At 65.9% G+C, this 18,434-nt stretch carries 20 protein-coding genes; 4 read left to right on the plus strand and 16 right to left on the minus strand.

Annotated features, from left to right (window positions below):
- Positions 1-386 precede the first annotated feature (386 nt).
- The 6 genes from G6N08_RS04285 to G6N08_RS04310 form a co-directional block, all read right to left on the minus strand.
- Entirely contained in the window at positions 387-1,517 is a 1,131-nt protein-coding gene (locus G6N08_RS04285; RefSeq protein ID WP_163754727.1) for a glycoside hydrolase 5 family protein, read from the minus strand.
- A gap of 135 nt (positions 1,518-1,652) precedes the next feature.
- On the minus strand, positions 1,653-2,873 hold the full coding sequence (locus tag G6N08_RS04290; protein ID WP_163756673.1) for an O-succinylhomoserine sulfhydrylase: 1,221 nt from the start codon (positions 2,871-2,873) through the stop codon (positions 1,653-1,655).
- 47 nt (positions 2,874-2,920) lie between these two features.
- Positions 2,921-3,325 (minus strand): rhodanese-like domain-containing protein, encoded by a 405-nt coding sequence (locus tag G6N08_RS04295; RefSeq protein ID WP_163754729.1) that lies wholly within the window; start codon positions 3,323-3,325, stop codon positions 2,921-2,923.
- A gap of 34 nt (positions 3,326-3,359) precedes the next feature.
- On the minus strand, positions 3,360-4,670 hold the full coding sequence (gene purT, locus G6N08_RS04300) for a formate-dependent phosphoribosylglycinamide formyltransferase (RefSeq protein WP_281352691.1): 1,311 nt from the start codon (positions 4,668-4,670) through the stop codon (positions 3,360-3,362).
- Between the two features lie 102 nt (positions 4,671-4,772).
- The gene (locus G6N08_RS04305; protein WP_163754733.1) at positions 4,773-5,408 is read right to left on the minus strand and encodes a PaaI family thioesterase; all 636 of its coding nucleotides are present in this window, start codon (positions 5,406-5,408) and stop codon (positions 4,773-4,775) included.
- On the minus strand, positions 5,405-6,703 hold the full coding sequence (locus tag G6N08_RS04310) for an adenylosuccinate synthase (RefSeq protein WP_163754735.1): 1,299 nt from the start codon (positions 6,701-6,703) through the stop codon (positions 5,405-5,407). Before G6N08_RS04310 ends, G6N08_RS04305 begins: the two co-directional genes overlap by 4 nt.
- On the opposite strand from G6N08_RS04310, the gene G6N08_RS04315 reads away from it, so the two are divergent.
- On the plus strand, positions 6,702-7,418 hold the full coding sequence (locus tag G6N08_RS04315; RefSeq protein WP_246216599.1) for a peptidase M50: 717 nt from the start codon (positions 6,702-6,704) through the stop codon (positions 7,416-7,418). The genes G6N08_RS04310 and G6N08_RS04315 overlap by 2 nt on opposite strands.
- A gap of 85 nt (positions 7,419-7,503) precedes the next feature.
- On the plus strand, positions 7,504-8,283 hold the full coding sequence (locus G6N08_RS04320; protein WP_163754737.1) for a site-2 protease family protein: 780 nt from the start codon (positions 7,504-7,506) through the stop codon (positions 8,281-8,283).
- An 85-nt stretch (positions 8,284-8,368) separates the two neighbouring features.
- On the opposite strand, the gene G6N08_RS04325 is transcribed toward G6N08_RS04320, so the two are convergent.
- A complete protein-coding gene (locus tag G6N08_RS04325; protein ID WP_163754739.1) occupies positions 8,369-8,782 on the minus strand; it encodes a DUF3151 domain-containing protein in 414 nt (137 codons plus the stop codon).
- A gap of 94 nt (positions 8,783-8,876) precedes the next feature.
- Here G6N08_RS04325 and G6N08_RS04330 point away from each other — a divergent pair, with 94 nt between their 5' ends.
- Positions 8,877-9,767, plus strand: coding sequence for an Rv0361 family membrane protein (locus G6N08_RS04330; protein WP_163754741.1), 891 nt, complete (start codon positions 8,877-8,879; stop codon positions 9,765-9,767).
- Positions 9,768-9,813: 46 nt separating this feature from the next.
- On the opposite strand, the gene fbaA is transcribed toward G6N08_RS04330, so the two are convergent.
- The gene (fbaA, locus tag G6N08_RS04335) at positions 9,814-10,851 is read right to left on the minus strand and encodes a class II fructose-bisphosphate aldolase (RefSeq protein ID WP_163754743.1); all 1,038 of its coding nucleotides are present in this window, start codon (positions 10,849-10,851) and stop codon (positions 9,814-9,816) included.
- Between the two features lie 141 nt (positions 10,852-10,992).
- Between fbaA and G6N08_RS04340 the strand changes: the two genes are divergently transcribed.
- Entirely contained in the window at positions 10,993-11,679 is a 687-nt protein-coding gene (locus tag G6N08_RS04340; protein WP_163754745.1) for a VTT domain-containing protein, read from the plus strand.
- Between the two features lie 38 nt (positions 11,680-11,717).
- Here the strand turns inward: G6N08_RS04340 and G6N08_RS04345 are convergent, their stop codons facing one another.
- The 8 genes from G6N08_RS04345 to G6N08_RS04380 all read right to left on the minus strand — a co-directional run bounded on the left by G6N08_RS04345 (position 11,718) and on the right by G6N08_RS04380 (position 18,430).
- Complete coding sequence (locus G6N08_RS04345; protein WP_163754748.1) at positions 11,718-11,855, minus strand: hypothetical protein; 138 nt, start codon at positions 11,853-11,855, stop codon at positions 11,718-11,720.
- Positions 11,852-13,201, minus strand: a complete 1,350-nt coding sequence (locus G6N08_RS21025) for a 3-oxoacid CoA-transferase subunit B (protein WP_163754750.1) — start codon at positions 13,199-13,201, stop codon at positions 11,852-11,854. The genes G6N08_RS04345 and G6N08_RS21025 overlap by 4 nt, the downstream gene beginning before the upstream one ends.
- 76 nt (positions 13,202-13,277) lie before the next feature.
- On the minus strand, positions 13,278-14,375 hold the full coding sequence (locus G6N08_RS04355; protein WP_246216600.1) for a glycoside hydrolase family 76 protein: 1,098 nt from the start codon (positions 14,373-14,375) through the stop codon (positions 13,278-13,280).
- A 52-nt stretch (positions 14,376-14,427) separates the two neighbouring features.
- Positions 14,428-15,594: a vWA domain-containing protein gene (locus tag G6N08_RS04360; RefSeq protein WP_163754754.1), complete on the minus strand. Its 1,167-nt coding sequence runs from the start codon at positions 15,592-15,594 to the stop codon at positions 14,428-14,430.
- On the minus strand, positions 15,591-16,205 hold the full coding sequence (locus G6N08_RS04365) for an SRPBCC family protein (RefSeq protein WP_163754756.1): 615 nt from the start codon (positions 16,203-16,205) through the stop codon (positions 15,591-15,593). Before G6N08_RS04365 ends, G6N08_RS04360 begins: the two co-directional genes overlap by 4 nt.
- Positions 16,206-16,227: 22 nt before the next feature.
- Positions 16,228-17,070 (minus strand): AAA family ATPase, encoded by an 843-nt coding sequence (locus tag G6N08_RS04370; protein WP_163756677.1) that lies wholly within the window; start codon positions 17,068-17,070, stop codon positions 16,228-16,230.
- Between the two features lie 26 nt (positions 17,071-17,096).
- Positions 17,097-17,678, minus strand: coding sequence for a nucleotidyltransferase family protein (locus tag G6N08_RS04375; RefSeq protein WP_163754758.1), 582 nt, complete (start codon positions 17,676-17,678; stop codon positions 17,097-17,099).
- Complete coding sequence (locus G6N08_RS04380) at positions 17,675-18,430, minus strand: XdhC family protein (protein ID WP_163754759.1); 756 nt, start codon at positions 18,428-18,430, stop codon at positions 17,675-17,677. Before G6N08_RS04380 ends, G6N08_RS04375 begins: the two co-directional genes overlap by 4 nt.
- Between the last annotated feature and the right edge of the window lie 4 nt (positions 18,431-18,434).

Consider the following 18,434-nt stretch of genomic DNA (forward strand, 5'->3'; position numbering starts at 1 on the left):
ACACTCCGCGGCATGGGTTGCATCGCAGGCCACGCTATCGCCGTGACCGTGCCACACGCGATCAGACAGCCCGCCGCCGACCGTCTTGGACACGGCTCACACCCACGAGAGCGGAGACATCGGCGTGGCGGGCCCCGTGCGGAGCTTTCGTCATCGCGGTGAAATCACGGCAGCAGACTGCCGTCACCGTTGAGGCCGGACTTAACGCCAATGCAGTCGGGGCCGCGAGAAGTTCCCGCCATCGCTGGATACACTCATAGTGCTGCGGTTTGCGAGTCGACATATGCCCCAATTCGCCGGAACCACGCAGTAATGTTTGGCGTCGGATCCGGATTCAGCCGCGCACCGTGGTCACGGTGTTCGGATGCATGTCTGTGCACCGCGAATTATGTCTGCCCACCAGTGAGCCTGCGAATTGTTTGAATTTCGTTATCCGCAAAAGGTCGCCCGTCGGGCCGTAGCAAGTCGTGAAACCAGACGTTTGGGACACTCGTATATGGGTGATCCCACGAGTCCCAAGGGAAGTAGGTTTGGGTCTTGCCGGCCACCAGACCCCAATTGAGCGCACCCACGTTGTGCTGCTTGGCGATCGGCAACACACCGTCGATGGTGCTTCCCTGAGTCCGTGCCATGTACTCTGTGCACAGGATCGGCCGTCCCAGGGTCGTCAACTCGCCGATCCGGTTTTCGAAGGCGGCCGGCTCGTCGTAGCAGTGAAAACTGATCACGTCAGAGTTGTCCAGTTGCATACCGCTGATCGCGCTGCGTCGCGCCGGATCCGCCCACTGGCCCTGCCACACCGCGCTGGTCAGCGGCTGGCGGGGTTCAACCGAGCGCGCCCACCGAAAAACCTGCGGTAGCAGCTCAGCCACACGCTCGGTCTTGTCGGTTCGCTCCACGTCACGATAGACCCGTGCTGGATTGTCGGGCTCATTCCACACATCCCATCCCAAAACCCGGTCGTCATTGCGGAACTGAGCCACTACTCCGGTGACGTACTCGTACAAAACCCGCATGTAGCGGCGATCATCCAGCCGCTCCGCACCCGGGCTTTGCACCCATCCGGAGTTGTGTACCCCGGGCCGCGGGGCGCGCTGCCGGCCCGCCCTGGGCAGCGGATCCCAGCAGGAGTCAAACAACACAAACAGCGGTTTGATGCGATGACGTGCTGAAATGGCCACAAACTGCGCCAGACGCTGCTGAAAACCTTTGCGATCAGCGGCCCACAACTGATCATGCAAGAACACACGCACACTGTTGAGTCCGTGGGACCGCGCCCAGCCCAACTCGGTGTCGATACGCCGCGGATCATACGTATCGGGCTGAAACATCTCCAGTTGGTTGATAGCGTTGGACGTGATGTAATTCGCGCCCACCAGCCAACCCTGCGCCTGATACCAGCGGTTGGCACGATCGGCAGACCACCGCCCCGGCTCGGCGAAAGCCCGCGCCGAATGAGCCAGCACAGTGCCTGCCGCGACGAGTAGCGGCAACTTCAACACCGTGCGACGGTACACGAAGTGACCATAGTTTGCAGGGGGCGATATCCCCGGTATTTGCTTGCCGCGTCGCGATAGTTTTCAGTGAAAATTGTTATCTCGCCGTCACCTGATGGCGGTCGCTGTCACCGAAATCGCTGCCGGAGCGGCGTCTTAGCGCAGCGCCTGCTCGAGGTCAGAGATCAGGTCGTCGGTATCTTCCAGCCCGACCGAGATACGGATCACATTGTCGCCCAGCCCGATCGCGGCGCGACCTTCCGGGCCCATCGCTCGGTGTGTCGTGGTCGCGGGGTGGGTGATCAGCGATTTGGTGTCGCCGAGGTTGTTGGAGATGTCAATCAACCGCAGCTTGTCGAGGACCTCGAAGGCCCGCTGTTTGGCCGCGCTTGCCGGGGTGTCGAGCGCGAAGGTGACGACAGTGCCGCCGCCGGACATCTGACGCGTGGCCAGATCGTACTGGGGATGGGACGGCAGATACGGGTAGCGCACCCAACTCACGGCCGGATGCCCCTCCAAAAACTCTGCGACCCGCTGGGCCGAAGAGTTAGCGTGCTCGACTCGAATCGCCAGGGTCTCAAGACCTTTCAGCAGTATCCACGCGTTGAAGGCACTAATCGCGGGGCCGGTGTGACGCATCAGCTTCTGCACGGGTCCGTCGATGTACTCCTTGTCACCCAGGATCACCCCGCCCAGCACTCGTCCCTGCCCGTCCAGATGCTTGGTGCCCGAATAGACCACCACGTCCACACCGAGCGGGAAACCCTGCTGCAGCAGTGGTGTGGCAAAAACGTTGTCCAGTACGACTTTCGCACCAGCTGCGTGGGCCAGCTCGGTCACCGCGGCGATATCGACAAGCGACTGCATGGGATTGGACGGTGTCTCGAAGAACACCGCCTGGGTGGGCACCGACAGCGCCTTCGCCCATTGGTCCAGATCGTCGCCGTCGACGAAGACGGTCTCCACCCCCCAGCGCGGCAGAATCTCGTTGCACACCACGAAACAGGAGCCGAACAAGCTGCGCGAGGCGACTAGACGATCACCGGCACCCAGCAGCGCGCCCAACGCGACGAACACCGCCGCCATCCCGCTGGCGGTCGCAAACGCCGCAGCCGCGCCTTCGATCAGCCGCAGTCGTTCCTCGAACATGGTGACGGTCGGGTTGCCGTAGCGCGAGTACACGTAGCGGTCCGTCTCACCGGCGAATGCCTGCTCGGCGGCCGCGGCGGACTCGTAGACGTAGCCGGAGGTCACATAGATCGCCTCAGCGGTTTCTTCGAAGCCCGACCGCATGAGGCCGCCGCGGACACCCACTGTGGCGGGGCTGATGCCCTCGGGCAGCGGCGCCGGTGTGCGAATCGACCGCTTTTCCGTCACCGGGGGCCGCTCCTCCTCATCGCTGCGCCGCGCGTCGTTGCGGGCGCTCACGTCTGCTTCCAGGGCAGCCCGACCGCCCGCCACCCGGCACCGCCGCGATGGCCAGCGGCGTCGAGATGCCCCTCGAAACCGTCGAGCACGTTGTAGGCCGGAGTGATCCCGGCCGCGGTCGCCGCCGCGGCGGCGTCGGCGGAGCGGTGGCCCGAGCGGCAGATGAAGACCGCGGGACCGGTGGGAACACGGTCGAGCAGCTCGGCGAGGAAGTTCTCGTTGGGTGTGCCCTCGGTGGTATTCCACTCGATGAAGACCACATCACGGCCAAGGCTGGAGAGGTCGGGCACACCGACGAAGCGCCATTCGGCTTCGGTGCGCACATCGACCAGCACCGACCGCGGGTTGTCACGGAGCAGCTTCCAGGCCTGCTCGGGGGTAATATCGCCGGCATAGCTCACTGAGCTGAGTTTCGCACATCCGCTCACCCCTCGCTCACGGCTGCCACAACTGGTGCAGCGCGGCCGACACCTGTCGGGCACGGTCACGTGCGGCCCTCACATCAGGCGCGGTGGCCAGCGCCACACCCAATCTGCGTGGCCCGTCGGCCTTGTGCTGCCGATAAACCCGCACGTCGCTTTCCGGCACACGCAGCGCATCGACTAGCGCGCCCTCACTGTTCGGCGTCGCGCCGAGCGCGTCCGGGACGGAATAGATCACCCGCGCAGCACCCGGGGAGATCATGATGGTATCCACCGCCAGGCCAAAAACAGCCCGGGCGGCCAGCTCGAAGGCCGAAAGCCGTTGGGTGCGCAGCGTCACCAACCCGCACTCGAAGGGACGAGCGCTCACGTCACAGAAGTAGACCTCGTCGCCGCGGACCATCACGTCCACCCCGAACACGCCGCGACCACCGAGTGCCTTGACGATACGTGCGGCGATCGATTTGCCGGCGTCCAGCGCGGCCGTGCTCATCGATTGCGGCTGCCAGAATTCCCGGACACCGTTCGCTGGCCCTCCGCGGCCAATCGGTGTGCAAAATTCGATCGCCGGCCCCGCCGGGCCGGCGCTGCACACGGTGAGCAGGGTGGCGTGAAAGTCGATTTCGACCACCGTCTCGGCCAATACCCGGTTCGGCGCTCCCGGTGTGGTGGTGGCTGCCGCGCGCTGCCAGGCCGGCTCGACGTCGTCCGGCCGGCGCAGCACCGACTGCCCCTGGCCGGCGGCCGCCGCCACCGGGCGCACCAACAGTGGGAACCCGGCATGCGCGGCGACCGCCTGAAGTTCGTCGAGCGATCCCGCGAACCAGAACGGCGCGGTGGGCAGGCCCAGCTCGTCGGCAGCCAACCGTCGCAGGCCCTCCACGTCGGCGGTGAGCCGGATGCTGCGGGGGCTGGGAACCACGTGGGCAAATCCGGTTTCGGCCGCGGCGTTCAGCGCGTCGACCGCGAGCGCGTCGGTCGCGGTGACCACAAAATTCGGTCGCTCACGCCCGATCACCTCCGCCAGCTCGTCGGTGTCGGTCATGTCAACCACCAACGAGTGGTCCGCTACCCGGTGTGCGGGGGCATCTGGGTACCCATCGACCGCAATCACTTCGGCGCCAAGATGCTGAAAGGCGATCACCAGCTCACGACTCAGCTCGCCGGACCCAAGAAGCATCACCCGCCTCGAATGCTCAGCGTCCTCGTCATCAGGCTCATCCCGAAGCCGCTCACCCGACGCCAGTTGCGTCGTTTCCGCCGCGTCACAGGCCTCGTGCTTGCCGGGGGGTTCGTGCTCTTCTTCGGTCAGGCCCTCGCTCACGGGCTCACCCTCTCGGTCGGTCATTGCCACACACACTTCCCCGCGCTCCCCATGCTGCCCAAGGATAGGGGGCACGCCCGCAGCAGTGACGGCCGCAGAGCCTCAGGGCTGGCCGGGCAGCAGCCGCACCATCAGCGCGTGCACCTCGGCCAGCACGGTGTCGGCGTCGTCGACGAGCTCCCCGGAGATGAACGCCTTGCGCCCCTCGGTGGAGTCGACGCGGCCGCGCGCAATCAGCGGGGTGTTGATCGGGGTGACCTTGCGGTAGTCGACCTTCAGGTAAGCGGTCCGGCTGATCGGGCGGTTCGCCGCGTGCACCACCATGCCGCACAGCCAGTCGAACACCAGCGGGATCACCCCGCCGTGCACCGCCATATTGCCGCCCACATAAAAGCGGCTGAACTGGCCGCGCATTTCCACACCGTCGGGACCGAATTTCGTCATCGTCCACGGCGGCATCAGCAGGCTGCCCATACCGGGCAGCGAGACAACCCGGCCCGCCGGCGCGACACCCTCCGGCACCTGGTACGGATCCAGCAGCTTGACCAGTGCTTCGGCCCACTCGGCTGCCTGCTCCCAGGTGTCGCTATCGGGGTCGGTGGACACCGCGAGATCCTGCACACGGCGCATCGCGGTGACGAACCGGGCGAAACCCGGGCCGGGATCTGCGGGCTCGTAGCGCGGGAAACCGCCGTGATGTTCGTAATCGGGGTCCACCGACTCGGGCTGATCCGTCATGGCCGGGCCGCCAGGACATCGCGGCGCACAATGGTCTGATCCCGGCCCGGACCCACCCCGATGCAGGAAACCTGTGCCCCGGCAAGCTCTTCGAGCCGCAACACATAGTCACGCGCTTTGGCCGGCAGGTCGTCGAACTGCCGCGCCGCCGAGATGTCCTCCCACCAGCCCGGCATCTCCTCGTAGATCGGCTGAGCGCGGGCGAGGTCGCTTTGTGTCATCGGCATCTCCCGGGTGCGTTTGCCGTCGATGGTGTAGCCCACGCACACCGGCACGGTTTGCAGGCTGGAGAGTACGTCGAGCTTGGTCACAAAGTAGTCGGTGATGCCGTTGACCCGGGTGGCGTAGCGCGCGACGACCGCGTCGAACCAGCCGCACCGGCGCCGCCGGCCGGTGGTCACTCCGTACTCGCCGCCGGTCTTGACCAGGTATTCACCGGTGTCACCGAAAAGCTCGGTGGGAAACGGCCCGGAACCGACCCGGGTGGTATAGGCCTTGAGGATTCCCAGCACGGTGCTGATCCGGGTGGGGCCAATCCCGGAGCCGACCGCCGCGCCGCCCGCCGTCGGGTTCGACGACGTCACATACGGGTAGGTGCCGTGGTCGACGTCGAGCAGGGTGCCCTGTGAGCCTTCCAGCAACACGGTTTCGCCGCGCTCCAGCGCCGTGTTGAGCAGCAACCGGGTGTCGGCGATGCGGTGCTTGAAACCGTCGGCTTGCGCCAGCAGCGACTCAACGACCTGCGCCGGCTCCAGCGCCTTGCGGTTGTAGATCTTGACCAGCACCTGGTTTTTGAATTCCAGTGCGGCCTCGATCTTTTGGGTGAGCAGGGGCGGGTCGAACACGTCGGCGACCCGGACCCCGATGCGGGCGATCTTGTCCTGGTAGCAGGGCCCGATGCCGCGGCCGGTGGTGCCGATCTTCTTGGTGCCCAAATAGCGCTCGGTGACTTTGTCGATCGCGACGTGATACGGCAGCAGCAGATGCGCGTCGGCGGAAATCAGCACCCGGGAGGTGTCCACACCGCGCTGTTCCAGGCCCTGCAACTCGTCGAGCAGCACACCGGGGTCGACCACCACGCCGTTGCCGATGACATTGGTGACGCCGGGGGTCAGCACACCCGACGGGATGAGATGCAGCGCGAAGTTCTCCCCGGTGGGTAAGACGACAGTGTGCCCGGCGTTGTTGCCGCCCTGGTAGCGCACCACCCACTGCACACGCCCACCGAGCAGGTCGGTGGCCTTGCCTTTGCCCTCGTCGCCCCACTGGGCGCCGATCAGGACGATTGCCGGCATGACTCTTCCCGCCTCGGGTCTTCCGCTTAGTGTGGTCCAGCCGGTGACCCACACTATCCCAGTGGCGCACGGGGCCGAGACCAAGACGGCGGTGCTGGTGTTCGGGGAGCGGGGTGTACCCCGCCCGCTGACCGGCCTACCCGTCCGGCACATCGCCGCTGCCCCCGACGTCGACACCGTGATCGGCGTCCACCGGCGGCTGGTGGTGGTCGGCGCCGACACTGAGCTGGCGCTCGTGCTGAGCCGACTGTTGCGCGCCGAGCGGCTCGATATCGAAGTCGGTTACGCACCGCCGCGGCGCACCGCGGCTACCCGGGTCTACCGGCTGCCGGCGGGGCGCCGCGCGGCGCGGCGGGCACGGCGCGGTACCGCCCGGCGGGTGCCGCTGATCCGTGACGAGACCGGTGCAGTGATCGTCGGGGGCGCGCTTTGGCGGGGCGCAAACGGGCCGCTGCACGGCGAGGCGGTGGTCGACGACGCGGTGCTCTTCGACGGTGAGGTCGCCGGGGTGTGCGTGGAGCCGATGGCGGTACCGCCCGGTGTGCGCGCGGCGGTGCTGACGCGGCGAGGACGTCCCCGTCGCTGGTTGAGCGGGCGAGCAGCACAGCTGGGCAGCACCGGAGTGCTGGTCACCCGCGACGGCGTCGGCGCCCCGAGGCCGCTGACGCGCTCGACGTTTTATCGGCACACCGAGGGCTGGCTGCTGGTCCGCTGAGACAGCACCCGCCCGGCCACGGCGCGGCTGGCCGCAGACGCCCGAGACCGGCCTGGTGTTCGGTACGTTTGTGGCGTGGGCGCGTATGAGCATTAGGGGCACACACGAATCCGTGCGGCCCAGCCCGATCTTTTTGGCGATCGTCGGGTTGACGGCGTTCGGCGGCGCGCTGGCCTGGTGGGCCGGGGCCAGCATCCGGCCGCTGGCGTATACCGGGGTGTTCATCTTCGTGATCGCGGGCTGGCTGGTGTCGCTGTGCCTGCACGAGTTCGGGCACGCGGTCGCCGCGTGGCGATTCGGCGACCGCGACGTCGCGGTGCGCGGCTATCTGACCCTGGATCCCCGGCGCTACAGCCATCCGATGCTGTCACTGGGCCTGCCGATGTTGTTCATCGCGCTGGGCGGCATCGGCCTGCCCGGCGCCGCGGTATATGTACAGACATCGTTCATGACCACAATCCGACGCACCCTCGTGGCGCTGGCGGGGCCGGCCGCCAACGTCCTGCTAGCGGCGCTGCTGCTGATCTCGACTCGGGTGTGGTTCGACCCGGTGCATCCGGTGTTGTGGGCGGGGGTGGCGTTCCTGGGGTTCCTTCAGGTCACCGCGGTGGTGCTGAATTTGCTGCCGATCCCGGGTTTAGACGGATACGGCGCGCTGGAGCCGCATTTGAGTCTGGAGACTCAGCGCGCGCTGGAACCGGCCAAGCAGTACGGCCTGCTGTTTCTCCTGGTCATACTCCTTGCCCCGGCGCTTAATCGCTGGTTCTTCGGCGTGGTGTTCTGGTTCTTCGACCTGTCCGGGATACCCGGGGGGCTTGTGGCCTGGGGCGCCCACCTGACCCGGTTCTGGAGCGCGTGGTTTTGAGCCTTACCAGACAGATGCGCGGGCGGCCCCGGCGCCGGTACCGTCCCAGCGCCAGTCCGCGACCCGGTGGGCAGGTTCTTCGACGTCAGAGGCCAAGCTCTGCTCGCGCATCCGGGTCACAGTCATCGAGCAGCTCCAGGCAGCGCACATGCTCGTCGGTCTCACCGATAGCTTCGGCAGCACGCGCCAGCGCGGCCACACAGCGCAGGAAGCCACGGTTAGGTGCGTGCGAGTACGGCACCGGCCCGAAGCCTTTCCACCCGTTGCGGCGGAGCTGATCCAGACCACGGTGGTATCCGGTGCGGGCATAGGCGTACGCGGTGATGGTCTTGTCCTCGGCCAGCGCCTCTTCGGCCAGGGCCGCCCAGGCCACCGAGGCCGCGGGATGCGCGGCGGCCACGACGGCCGGATCCTGGCGAGCACGCAGCTTGGCCTCGGCCTCGGTATCACCAGGCAGCAGAATCGGATCCGGCTGCAGCAGATCACCCGTCGGTGTCATGGCTCCTATTCTGCCGTCGGTCGTCACACCACCCGGAGGGGCGGGTCGCTAAGCTTCCACACAGCGACTCGATAGCGGGAGGACTGTAGCGCTCATGGCCAACCCTTCAGAGCCCGACCGCGACGAAGCGCCCAACCAGTCCGCACCTGATCCGGACGCCACCGCGAACGACTCCGCCCACTCCGATGCTGACCCGGTCGAGCAGCAGATGGCGGGTGCGGACGAAACAACGGACGAAACAGCGGATGACGACGTCACCGAGCACCATGAGGCGGCTTCTGCTGACACCGAGCCCGCTACCGAGGTGATCGCCAAACCGGATGCGGACACTCATTCCCACACCGCGCAGCCGCAGCGCAAGCCGACGGAGCGGCGCTTCACCGCCCCCGGTTTCGACGCCAAGGAGACCACGGTCATCAAGACCCCCGCCGAACCCGCCACCGAAGTCTTGCACACGCGGGTGCCCCACTTTCGTCCCAAACCAGCAATGCCGCAATTGATTCCCCCACGCCTGGGGAAGAAGCTGCGTCCGTCGACTCAACGCAACTGGGGCTGGGTGCTGGCGTTGATCTTGGTCATCCTGGCGTTGGCCGCGATCGCGGTGCTCGGCACCGTGCTGCTCACTCGCAGCAAGGCGCCCAAAGCCTCGCCGGAAGAGCAGGTGCGCACCACGATCCAGAACTTCGATATCGCGGTGCAGAAGGGCGACCTCGCGGCGCTGCGCAGCATTACCTGCGGCGCCATGCGGGACACCTATGTCGGTTACGACGAACATGAGTGGTCGGATACGTACCGCCGCGTAGCGGAGGCCAAACAGTATCCGGTGGTCGCGAGCATCGACCAAGTCGTCGTCAACAAAGACCACGCCGAAGCCAATGTCACCGCCTTCATGGCCTACGATCCGCAGATCCGCTCCACCCGCAGTTTCGATCTCCAGTTCCGCGACGACCAGTGGAAGATCTGCCAGTCCACCGCCGGTAACTAGCACATACGGCAGTGCGGGCCGGCACGGCCCGACAAAAGCCGGATCATCAGCTCGCGCTCAACGACTTTCCGGCACAGGCCAGGTCGTTACAGGCCTCGATCACCCGCTCGGTCATCGAGGCTTCGGCTTTTTTGAGGTAGCTGCGCGGGTCGTAGTCTTTTTTGCGGCCCACATCACCGTCGATCTTGAGCACGCCGTCATAGTTGGTGAACATGTGACCGGCGACCGGGCGCGTGAACGCGTACTGGGTGTCGGTGTCGACATTCATCTTCACCACGCCGTAGCGGACCGCTTCGGCGATCTCCGACTTCTCCGAGCCCGACCCGCCGTGGAAGACGAAGTTGAACGGCTTGGCGTCCTCGGGCAGTCCTAGCTTGGCTGCGGCGACCTTCTGTCCCTGAGCCAGGATGTCGGGGCGCAGCTTGACATTGCCGGGCTTGTAGACCCCGTGCACATTGCCGAAGGTGGCAGCCAGCAGGTATTTGCCGTGTTCACCGGTACCCAGTGCGTCGACGGTCTTCTCGAAGTCTTCGGGTGTGGAGTACAGCTTTTCGTTGATCTCACCGACGATGCCGTCTTCTTCGCCACCGACGACACCGATCTCCACCTCGAGAATGATCTTGGCAGTTGCGGCCGCTTTGAGCAGTTCCTGCGCGATCGCAAGGTTTTCTTCGATCGGTACCGCCGACCCGTCCCACATATGCGACTGGAACAGCGGATTCTTGCCGGCAGACACCCGCTCGGCGGAGATTGCCAGCAACGGCCGGACATAGCTGTCGAGTTTTTCCTTGGGGCAGTGGTCGGTGTGCAGTGCAACGTTGATCGGGTATTTCGCAGCGATGACATGGGCGAACTCAGCCAGCGCTACCGCGCCGGTGACCATATCTTTGACACCGAGCCCGGAGGCGAACTCCGCACCGCCGGTAGAAAACTGAATGATGCCGTCACTGCCGGCGTCGGCGAACCCTTTGATGGCCGCATTGATGGTCTCCGAGGATGTGCAATTGATCGCCGGAAACGCGTAGGTGTTTTTCTTGGCGCGTTCCAGCATCTCCGCATAGACCTCGGGCGTTGCGATAGGCATGAAACTTCCTTTCCTGGCTGCTGTGGCAGAGCAACCTGACGACCATGTGGGGACCGTATCTGTTCAGTATCGCAACAACACGATGGTGTGGACAGCCCGCCTCGACGAGCCGGGTGAGCGGCACCGGTATGTTGGGAGGTCATGGACACCGCCGTGCTGGCCTTGCCCGATCTGCTCGACCCGATGTACTGGCTGGGCGCCCACGGCGTGTTCGGGCACGCGGTGCTGCCCGGCATCCTGTTGATCGTGTTCATCGAGACCGGGCTGTTGTTCCCACTGCTGCCGGGCGAATCGCTGTTGTTCACCGGGGGGTTGCTGGCTGCGAGCGCGCACCCACCGGTCAGCATCGAGGTATTAGCCACCTGTGTTGCGGTGGTCGCGGTGCTCGGCGATCAGACCGGATATTTCATCGGGCGAAAAATAGGGCCGGCCCTGTTTAAAAAGGAGGACTCCCGGTTCTTCAAACAGCACTATGTGACCGAGTCACACGCATTCTTCGAGAAGTACGGTCCGGTGACGATTATCCTGGCGCGCTTCGCGCCGATTGTGCGAACGTTCGTCCCGGTGGTGGCCGGCGTCTCGTATATGCGGTATCCGGTGTTTTTGGGATTCGACATCGTCGGCGGTGTCGCCTGGGGTGCGGGCGCGACGCTGCTGGGCTATTTCCTGGGCACTGTTCCGTTCGTCAACACGAACTTGGAGCTGATCGTGTGGTGCATCCTGTTCGTATCGCTGCTGCCGGCCCTGACATCGGCCGGCCGGGCGTACCTCAGGCGCCGCCGCGCACCCAGCAGCGAGCAGCTTGTCGTCCCGGAAGAAGCCGCCTAAGCGTTGACCGGCCGATACCCCGCCCCCGAGTGCGGAAGTTACCCCGCCCCGGCAGGGCAGCGGCCGCCGGGCAATTGGTTGATGCGGCCGGAGAGCCAGCCGGTGAGTTGGTCAAGTTCGGAGATTCCAGCGGCCACTGTGCCGTTCCTGCCCGCATCGTCGCCGGGGCGGGTCACACAGCGACTTTGAAATCGCAACCCGTCTTGGCCCGCACGTCCCCGACAGTCACCCCGGGATGCAATTCCTTGAGCACGAGCCCTTTTCCCGGCTCGACATCGAAAACGCACAGATCGGTGATGATCATGTCCACCACACCCTTGCCGGTGAGGGGCAGCGTGCATTGCTTGAGAATCTTGGGACTGCCGTCTTTTGCGGTGTGGTCCATGACGACGATCACCCGCTTTACCCCTGACACCAGATCCATGGCTCCGCCCGGCCCCTTGACCATCCTGCCCGGCACCATCCAGTTGGCCAGGTCGCCGTTCTCGGCTACCTGAAGGGCGCCCAGGATCGACAGATCGATGTGGCCGCCGCGAATCATGGCGAAAGAATCGGCACTGTTGAAAAAGCTCGAGCCGGGAAGGCTGGTGATGGTTTGCTTGCCGGCGTTGATCAGATCGGGGTCTACCGACTCCTCACTCGGGTAGGGGCCGATGCCGAGCAGGCCGTTCTCGGACTGCAGCGTCACATTGATGTGCTCGGGAATGAAGTTGGCCACCAGTGTGGGAATCCCGATGCCCAGGTTCACGTAATAACCGTCGCGCAGCTCCTGGGCGGCGCGCCGGGCGATGCGCTCGCGGACGGGGTTGTCGCTGCGCAGCGCTCCGCCGTTGCTCACGGTGCGAAACTCGATGCGTTTCTCATAGCCGCGCCCCTCGATGATGCGGTCCACGTAGATGCCGGGGGTATGGATCTGGTCGGGGTCCAGCTCGCCGACCTCGACCATCTCTTCCACCTCGGCGACCGTCACCGCGCCGCAGGTGGCGATCATGGGGTTGAAGTTGCGCGCCGTCTTGCGATAGACCAGATTGCCCGCCGCGTCCCCTTTCCAGGCTTTAACGAGGGCTATATCGGCGCGGATGGCTTCCTCGAGCAGGTACTCGGTCCCGTCAAATACCCGGGTCTCCTTGCCTTCCGCGAGCGGGGTGCCGTAGCCGGTGCGCGTGTAGAAGCCGGGAATGCCCGCGCCGCCGGCGCGCAACTTTTCCGCCAGCGTCCCCTGGGGTGTGAGGGTGAGATCCAGCTCGCCGGCCAGCACCTGGCGCTCGAACTCTTTGTTCTCCCCCACATAGGAGGCGATCACCTTCTTGACCTGCCGCCCCTTGAGCAGCAGGCCCATGCCGAAATCATCCACGCCCGCGTTGTTTCCAACAATGGTGAGATCTTTGACGCCGCTGTCCACCAGGGCCTGGATCAGATTCTCCGGGATGCCGCACAGACCGAAACCGCCGGCAGCGATGGTGATGCCGTCCTTCAGCAGGCCGTGCAGAGCAGACCCGGCGTCGGGATGGACTTTGTTCATGCAACTCCTCTCATTAGCGCCTCTCATTAGCGCCCCCAGCGCGACGACGCTGTGCGGGCGTGCCGTCCCACCGGTGTCATCCAGTGACCGCACAGGCGGCCTCCATCAGCATCCAACCCGACAACTGCACCGACAGATCCCGTTCGGCCACCGCCGAGCCGGTCACCGCGCCCTCGACGAACTCCGCCTGCTTGCCGCCTGCCGTGGGCAGCTCGGCGCTGCGATCCCACGACGCGCCGAACAGTGGCAGCCCGTCGACCGTCTGCCGATAATCCCAGGCTGACCGCGCCGAGCAGAGGACCAGCGCGCGCGCCGTGTCACGGGCGGTGACATCATCAGCGGAGTTCGTGGGCAAGACGGTCGCAACCAGGGCAAGATAGCGGGCGGTGATACCGGAGAACAGGCCGCCATCCCCGCCGCCGGCGCCCCGGATGACTCCGTTCGGCGCCAGGTGCTCACCCACAGCCGCCACCAGCCGGCGCACTCGCGGCGCGTGCCGCGGATCACCGGTGCGGGCTGCCAGTTCGGTTTCCAGGCCGAGCACCACGCCCTGGCAGTAGGTGTACTGGGCACGCACCAGTGACCCTGCCTTGATACCGTCGAACACCAGATGTGTCTCGGGGTCGATCAGCGTGGCGTCGATCCAGTCGGCGATCTGCTGGGCGCGGGTGAGCTCACCGTAGCGGGCCAGGAAAATCCCCGCCGGACCGTTGGCGGGCGCGTTGAAGAACCGGTCTTGTCTGCGCCAGGGGATGCCGCCGCCCTCGTCGGGAGCCCAAGCGGCGCGGAACTGGCGCGCCAGCGTATCCAGCGCACGCCGAGAGTTGACCCCGGCGACCCGGGCGGCCCGCTCCAACGCCAGAGCCAGCCATGCCATGTCGTCGTAGTAGTCGTTGATCCAGCGGCCGACGTTGCGGAGCCAGTGCGAGCGAATCTGTCGTTTGATCGCGCGGAGCCGGGCCGATTGCGGGTCGCGCAGCTGCGCGTCGAGCAGGCAGTCCAGCAGATGCGCCTGCCACCAGAAATGCCAGCTGCCGAACCAGCGGTCGCGCCGCGACGGGGGCCAGGCCACCACTCCCAGCCGGGTACCGGGCAACCCCCACAGCCGGGTCAGGTGCCGCGCGGTGACCGCGGCTTCGGCGCTGGCCGCCCGGTTCGCCCATAGCTGATCCACACCTGCAGATACTGCCGTAACACGGGCCATGGTGTGGTGCCGGGTAACCCGTTCAGCGGGACGCCAATGCGTAAAAGAGCTCCCGCAAGCTCGACAGCGAGTGTGCCGGCAAAAACCGGTCGCAGTACGGCAGGGCGGCCGCCATGGATCCGGTCAGCGGCTGGAATCCGCTGTGCGCCGCGCGTGGATTGAGCCACACCAGCAGCGCCGCACGCCGACGCACCCGGGCCAGCGCATGGTCGAGCACCTCGGGGGAATCGCTGTCCCAGCCGTCAGAGGCGATGACGACCACCGCGCCGCGCAACGCTGCCCCGTGCGGCGGAGCCAGCAGCGCCGCGAGGCTGCTGCCGAGCCGGGTACCGCTGTAACGGTCGGTGACCTTGGCACTGGCCTGCTCGAGCGCGACCTCTGCGGAGCGATGGGACAGCGCCGCCGTGAGTCGAGTCAGCGACGTCGAGAATGCGAAGACTTCCGGACGGATTCCGGCTAGCACCGCAGCGCGCATCAGGTGCAGGTAGATCGTGGCATAGGGCCGCATCGACCGGCTCACGTCACAGACCAGCACCACACGCCGCGGGCGCTCGCGGCGGCGGGTCCGCGCCAAGATCACCGCTTCCCAGCCGGTCGCGCGCGAAGCGTTGAGGGTGCGGCGCAGGTCGATCCGCTTTCCCTGTTGGCTCAGCTCATGACGCAGCGTGCGCCGGCGGGGCCAGCGGGCCACCGTGGTTTCCAGCCAAGAACCCAGCCGGCGCAGGTCGTCCGGATCGAAGCGGTCGAACGGTTCATCCGCCCGCGCGACGATGCGGCTGGGCAGCACGTCAAATGCGGCGACATCAGCATCGGTTTCCTCGGCGGCCGTCATCGTCGGCATGCGGGTGGCCCACGGCAGTCCCGCCGCCCTATCGGGCGCTCCCGAAGCCGTCGCTGCACTGCCCGGTGTGGTGGGGCGCAGCCGCGCCGGACCATGACCTGTTGCGAGGCAGCCGAATACGCCCCCGAAGACTGCGTCAAAGGCAGCGAGGTCCTCGACGCGGTTGACCAACGTCAGCCGTGCCGCCCAATACAGCTCCGAGCTGCCAGGTAAAGCCAGCAACTGCAGCGCCTGCACCAGCGCTGCGGGCCCATCGGCAGAAACCTGCACCCCCGCGCCGCGCAACCGGGCGACCAGGGCCACCGCGAACGCCGCCCGGTCAACACCGCGCAGCAGCGGGCTGCTCATCTCCGTCGCCGGCGCCGCCGCACCCTGAGCACTGCCAGCACAACCAGCACACCTAGCACTGCCGCGGCGTACTTTTTGATGCTTCCAGCACCGGCCAGCTCAATCAGATCAATCGGCGCGGGTTCGGAAGTCGTTGTGGTTTCGGCGTTTTGCGGCACCTCTGTGTCGGCGGCGGCCAGTTTCTGCTCCAGTGAGGCAACGAACTCACCGAGCAGTTTCTCCGATACCTGCTGCAGCATGCCGCTGCCGAACTGAGCCAGCTTGCCGACGATCGTCAAGTCGGTGTCGACGGTGACGCGGGTGCGCTCGCCATCGCCGTGCAGCTGGGTGGTGACGGTGGCTGAGGCGTTGCCGGTGCCCCGGCTTTCCTTTCCCCTGCCGCTGATGACCGCGCGGTGCTGTTCCGGGTCACGGTCGAGGAACTGTGCTTTCCCAGTGAATTCACTGGTCACTGGGCCGACCTTGACCTTCACCTTACCCAGGAAATCGTCCCCGTCACGACCCAGCAGCTGCGCTCCCGGCATCAGCGGGATGACCTGCTCGAGATCGGACAGCACCTCCCAGGCCCGTTCGATCGGGGCGTTGACGGTGAACTCATTAACTATTTTCATTGCGCGATCCGCTTCCGTCCTGTTACCTATTGCTGTATTCGACAAGCGCCTCACGCATTACGGCGCGGTCGTCGGGTGTCTTGGCGAGAGCGCCGAGACTGGCGGACACGTCCGGGTCGACGAGGTTCGCGACACCGAGGGAAACCAACGCCGCCACCCAGTCGATCGTTTCGGCCACTCCGGGTGGCTTGTCGAGATCGAGACTGCGTGCAGCGCTGACGAATTGGGTCGCGTCCTCGATTAGTGCCGCAGTGGCGCCCGGCACGGTCCGCCGCACGATCGCAGCTGCGCGGGCGGGCTCAGGGTAGTCGATCCAGTGGTACAGACACCGCCGCCGCAACGCGTCGTGCAGGTCGCGGCTGCGGTTGGATGTGAGCACCGCGACCGGTGGGCGCTCTGCGACGAAGGTGCCCAGTTCAGGGACCGTCACGGTCGCTTCGCCGAGGAACTCCAACAGGAGCGCCTCGAATTCGTCGTCGGCGCGGTCGATTTCGTCGATCAACAGCACCGGCGGTGCCGGCCCGCGGTAGCGCACGCATTGCAGGATGGGCCGGTCCACCAGGTACTTCTCGGTGTACAGATCGGCTTCGTCGATACCGGAGCCGCGTGCTTCCGCCAGCCGAATGGAGAGCAGCTGACGCTGATAATTCCAGTCGTAGAGTGCCTCACTGGCAGTCAAACCCTCATAGCACTGCAGCCTGATCATCGGTGTATCCAGCACGGCAGCGAGTGTTTTTGCAGCCGTAGTTTTACCAACTCCGGGCTCTCCCTCCAAGAGCAGCGGTCTGCCCAGGCCAACCGCCAAATAGATTGCCGACGCTGTCCCGGTGTCCAGCAGATAATCCTGCGCGTCAAACCGGCGCATCACGTCGCCGACGTCTGTGAACAACTTCACGAGGGCACCGACTCCATCAGCCGGCGATACTCGTCCCAGGTGTCGACGTCGAGCGGGACGGCACCGTCGACGACAACCTCATGCACCGGAAACCGGCCCGAGCACACCAGCTTCCAGACCGCCTTGTCACCATGCAGCTGCGCGAGTTCACCGAACACACCGCGATCGAACCACAACGGATGACCGACCCCGTCGGCGTAGCGGCATATCGCGATCGGGGCGGCGGTCCTTTCGTCGATCAGCCGCCGCACGACCCCCGGCTGCACGCCGGGCTGATCTCCAAGCATCAAGACGATCCCGGCGGCATGCGGGCTTACCCGTCGCAGCGCGACCCGCAGTGATGCCGAACACCCGGCGGCGAAATCATCGACGCTCACCACATCGACACCGTCCAACCGCACCGCCGCGCGCACGGCCTGCTCGGCAGCTCCCAAGGTGAGGATGATCTGCTCAAGCCCGCAGCCGCGGGCGGTATCCAGCGCAGCGCCCAGTACCGTCGTATTCTGGTATGGCAGAAGCTGTTTGGGTGTACCAAGCCGGCACGACCTGCCGGCCGCCAGCATCACCCCGGTGATCATGAGCCGGCTTTCAGGTCGATGATCGTCTCCGGCGTGACTGTCGGCAGGCCTCCGATGCGGATGGCCGCCACGATCTCGGCGACAATGGACACCGCAATCTCCGCGGGGGTCCTGGCGCCGATCGCCAGCCCCACCGGGGTGTGCACCCGGGCCCGTTCGTTCTCCGACAACGCAAGCCCGTCCAGAATCGAGGCGCCGCGAACCTTGCTGGCTACCAGGCCGATATAGCCGACGCCCGCGTCGAGTGCGGCACGGATGAGCTCAGCTTCCGGTCCCCCATGGGTGGCGATCACCACGGCAGTCACCCCGGTCAGCTCACCGGAATCGTCGTGGCTCACCGTGTAGCCGACCAGCTCGCATATCCGGCTCAGCGCGTCCGCGATCGGGGTGGCACCGCAGATGCGCACCAGCGGTGCTGGAACCTGCGGTGTCAGAAAGATCTCCAGCGCCCCGCCGGACAGACACGGGTTGACGACAACGCACGCGCCGGGCGCCTCCGGGAACTGCACGTCACCGTCGGGCAAAACCCGCAACAGCACACTCTCGTTCGCCTGCAACGCGCCAAGAGCCGCTTTACGCACCGAATTCTGTGCGCAGTGGCCGCCGACGAAACCCTCGATCGTCCCGTCGGGCAGCAGGATCGCCTCGTCACCTGGACGCGCCGAGCTGGGATGCTGCGCACGCACGACCGTCGCGTGTACGAAAGGTGTACGGGCACGCAGCAGTTGCTGCACTCGTTCGCTGATCGTCATGCAT

The sequence above is a fragment of the Mycobacterium botniense genome (assembly GCF_010723305.1).
Lineage (GTDB): Bacteria > Actinomycetota > Actinomycetes > Mycobacteriales > Mycobacteriaceae > Mycobacterium > Mycobacterium botniense.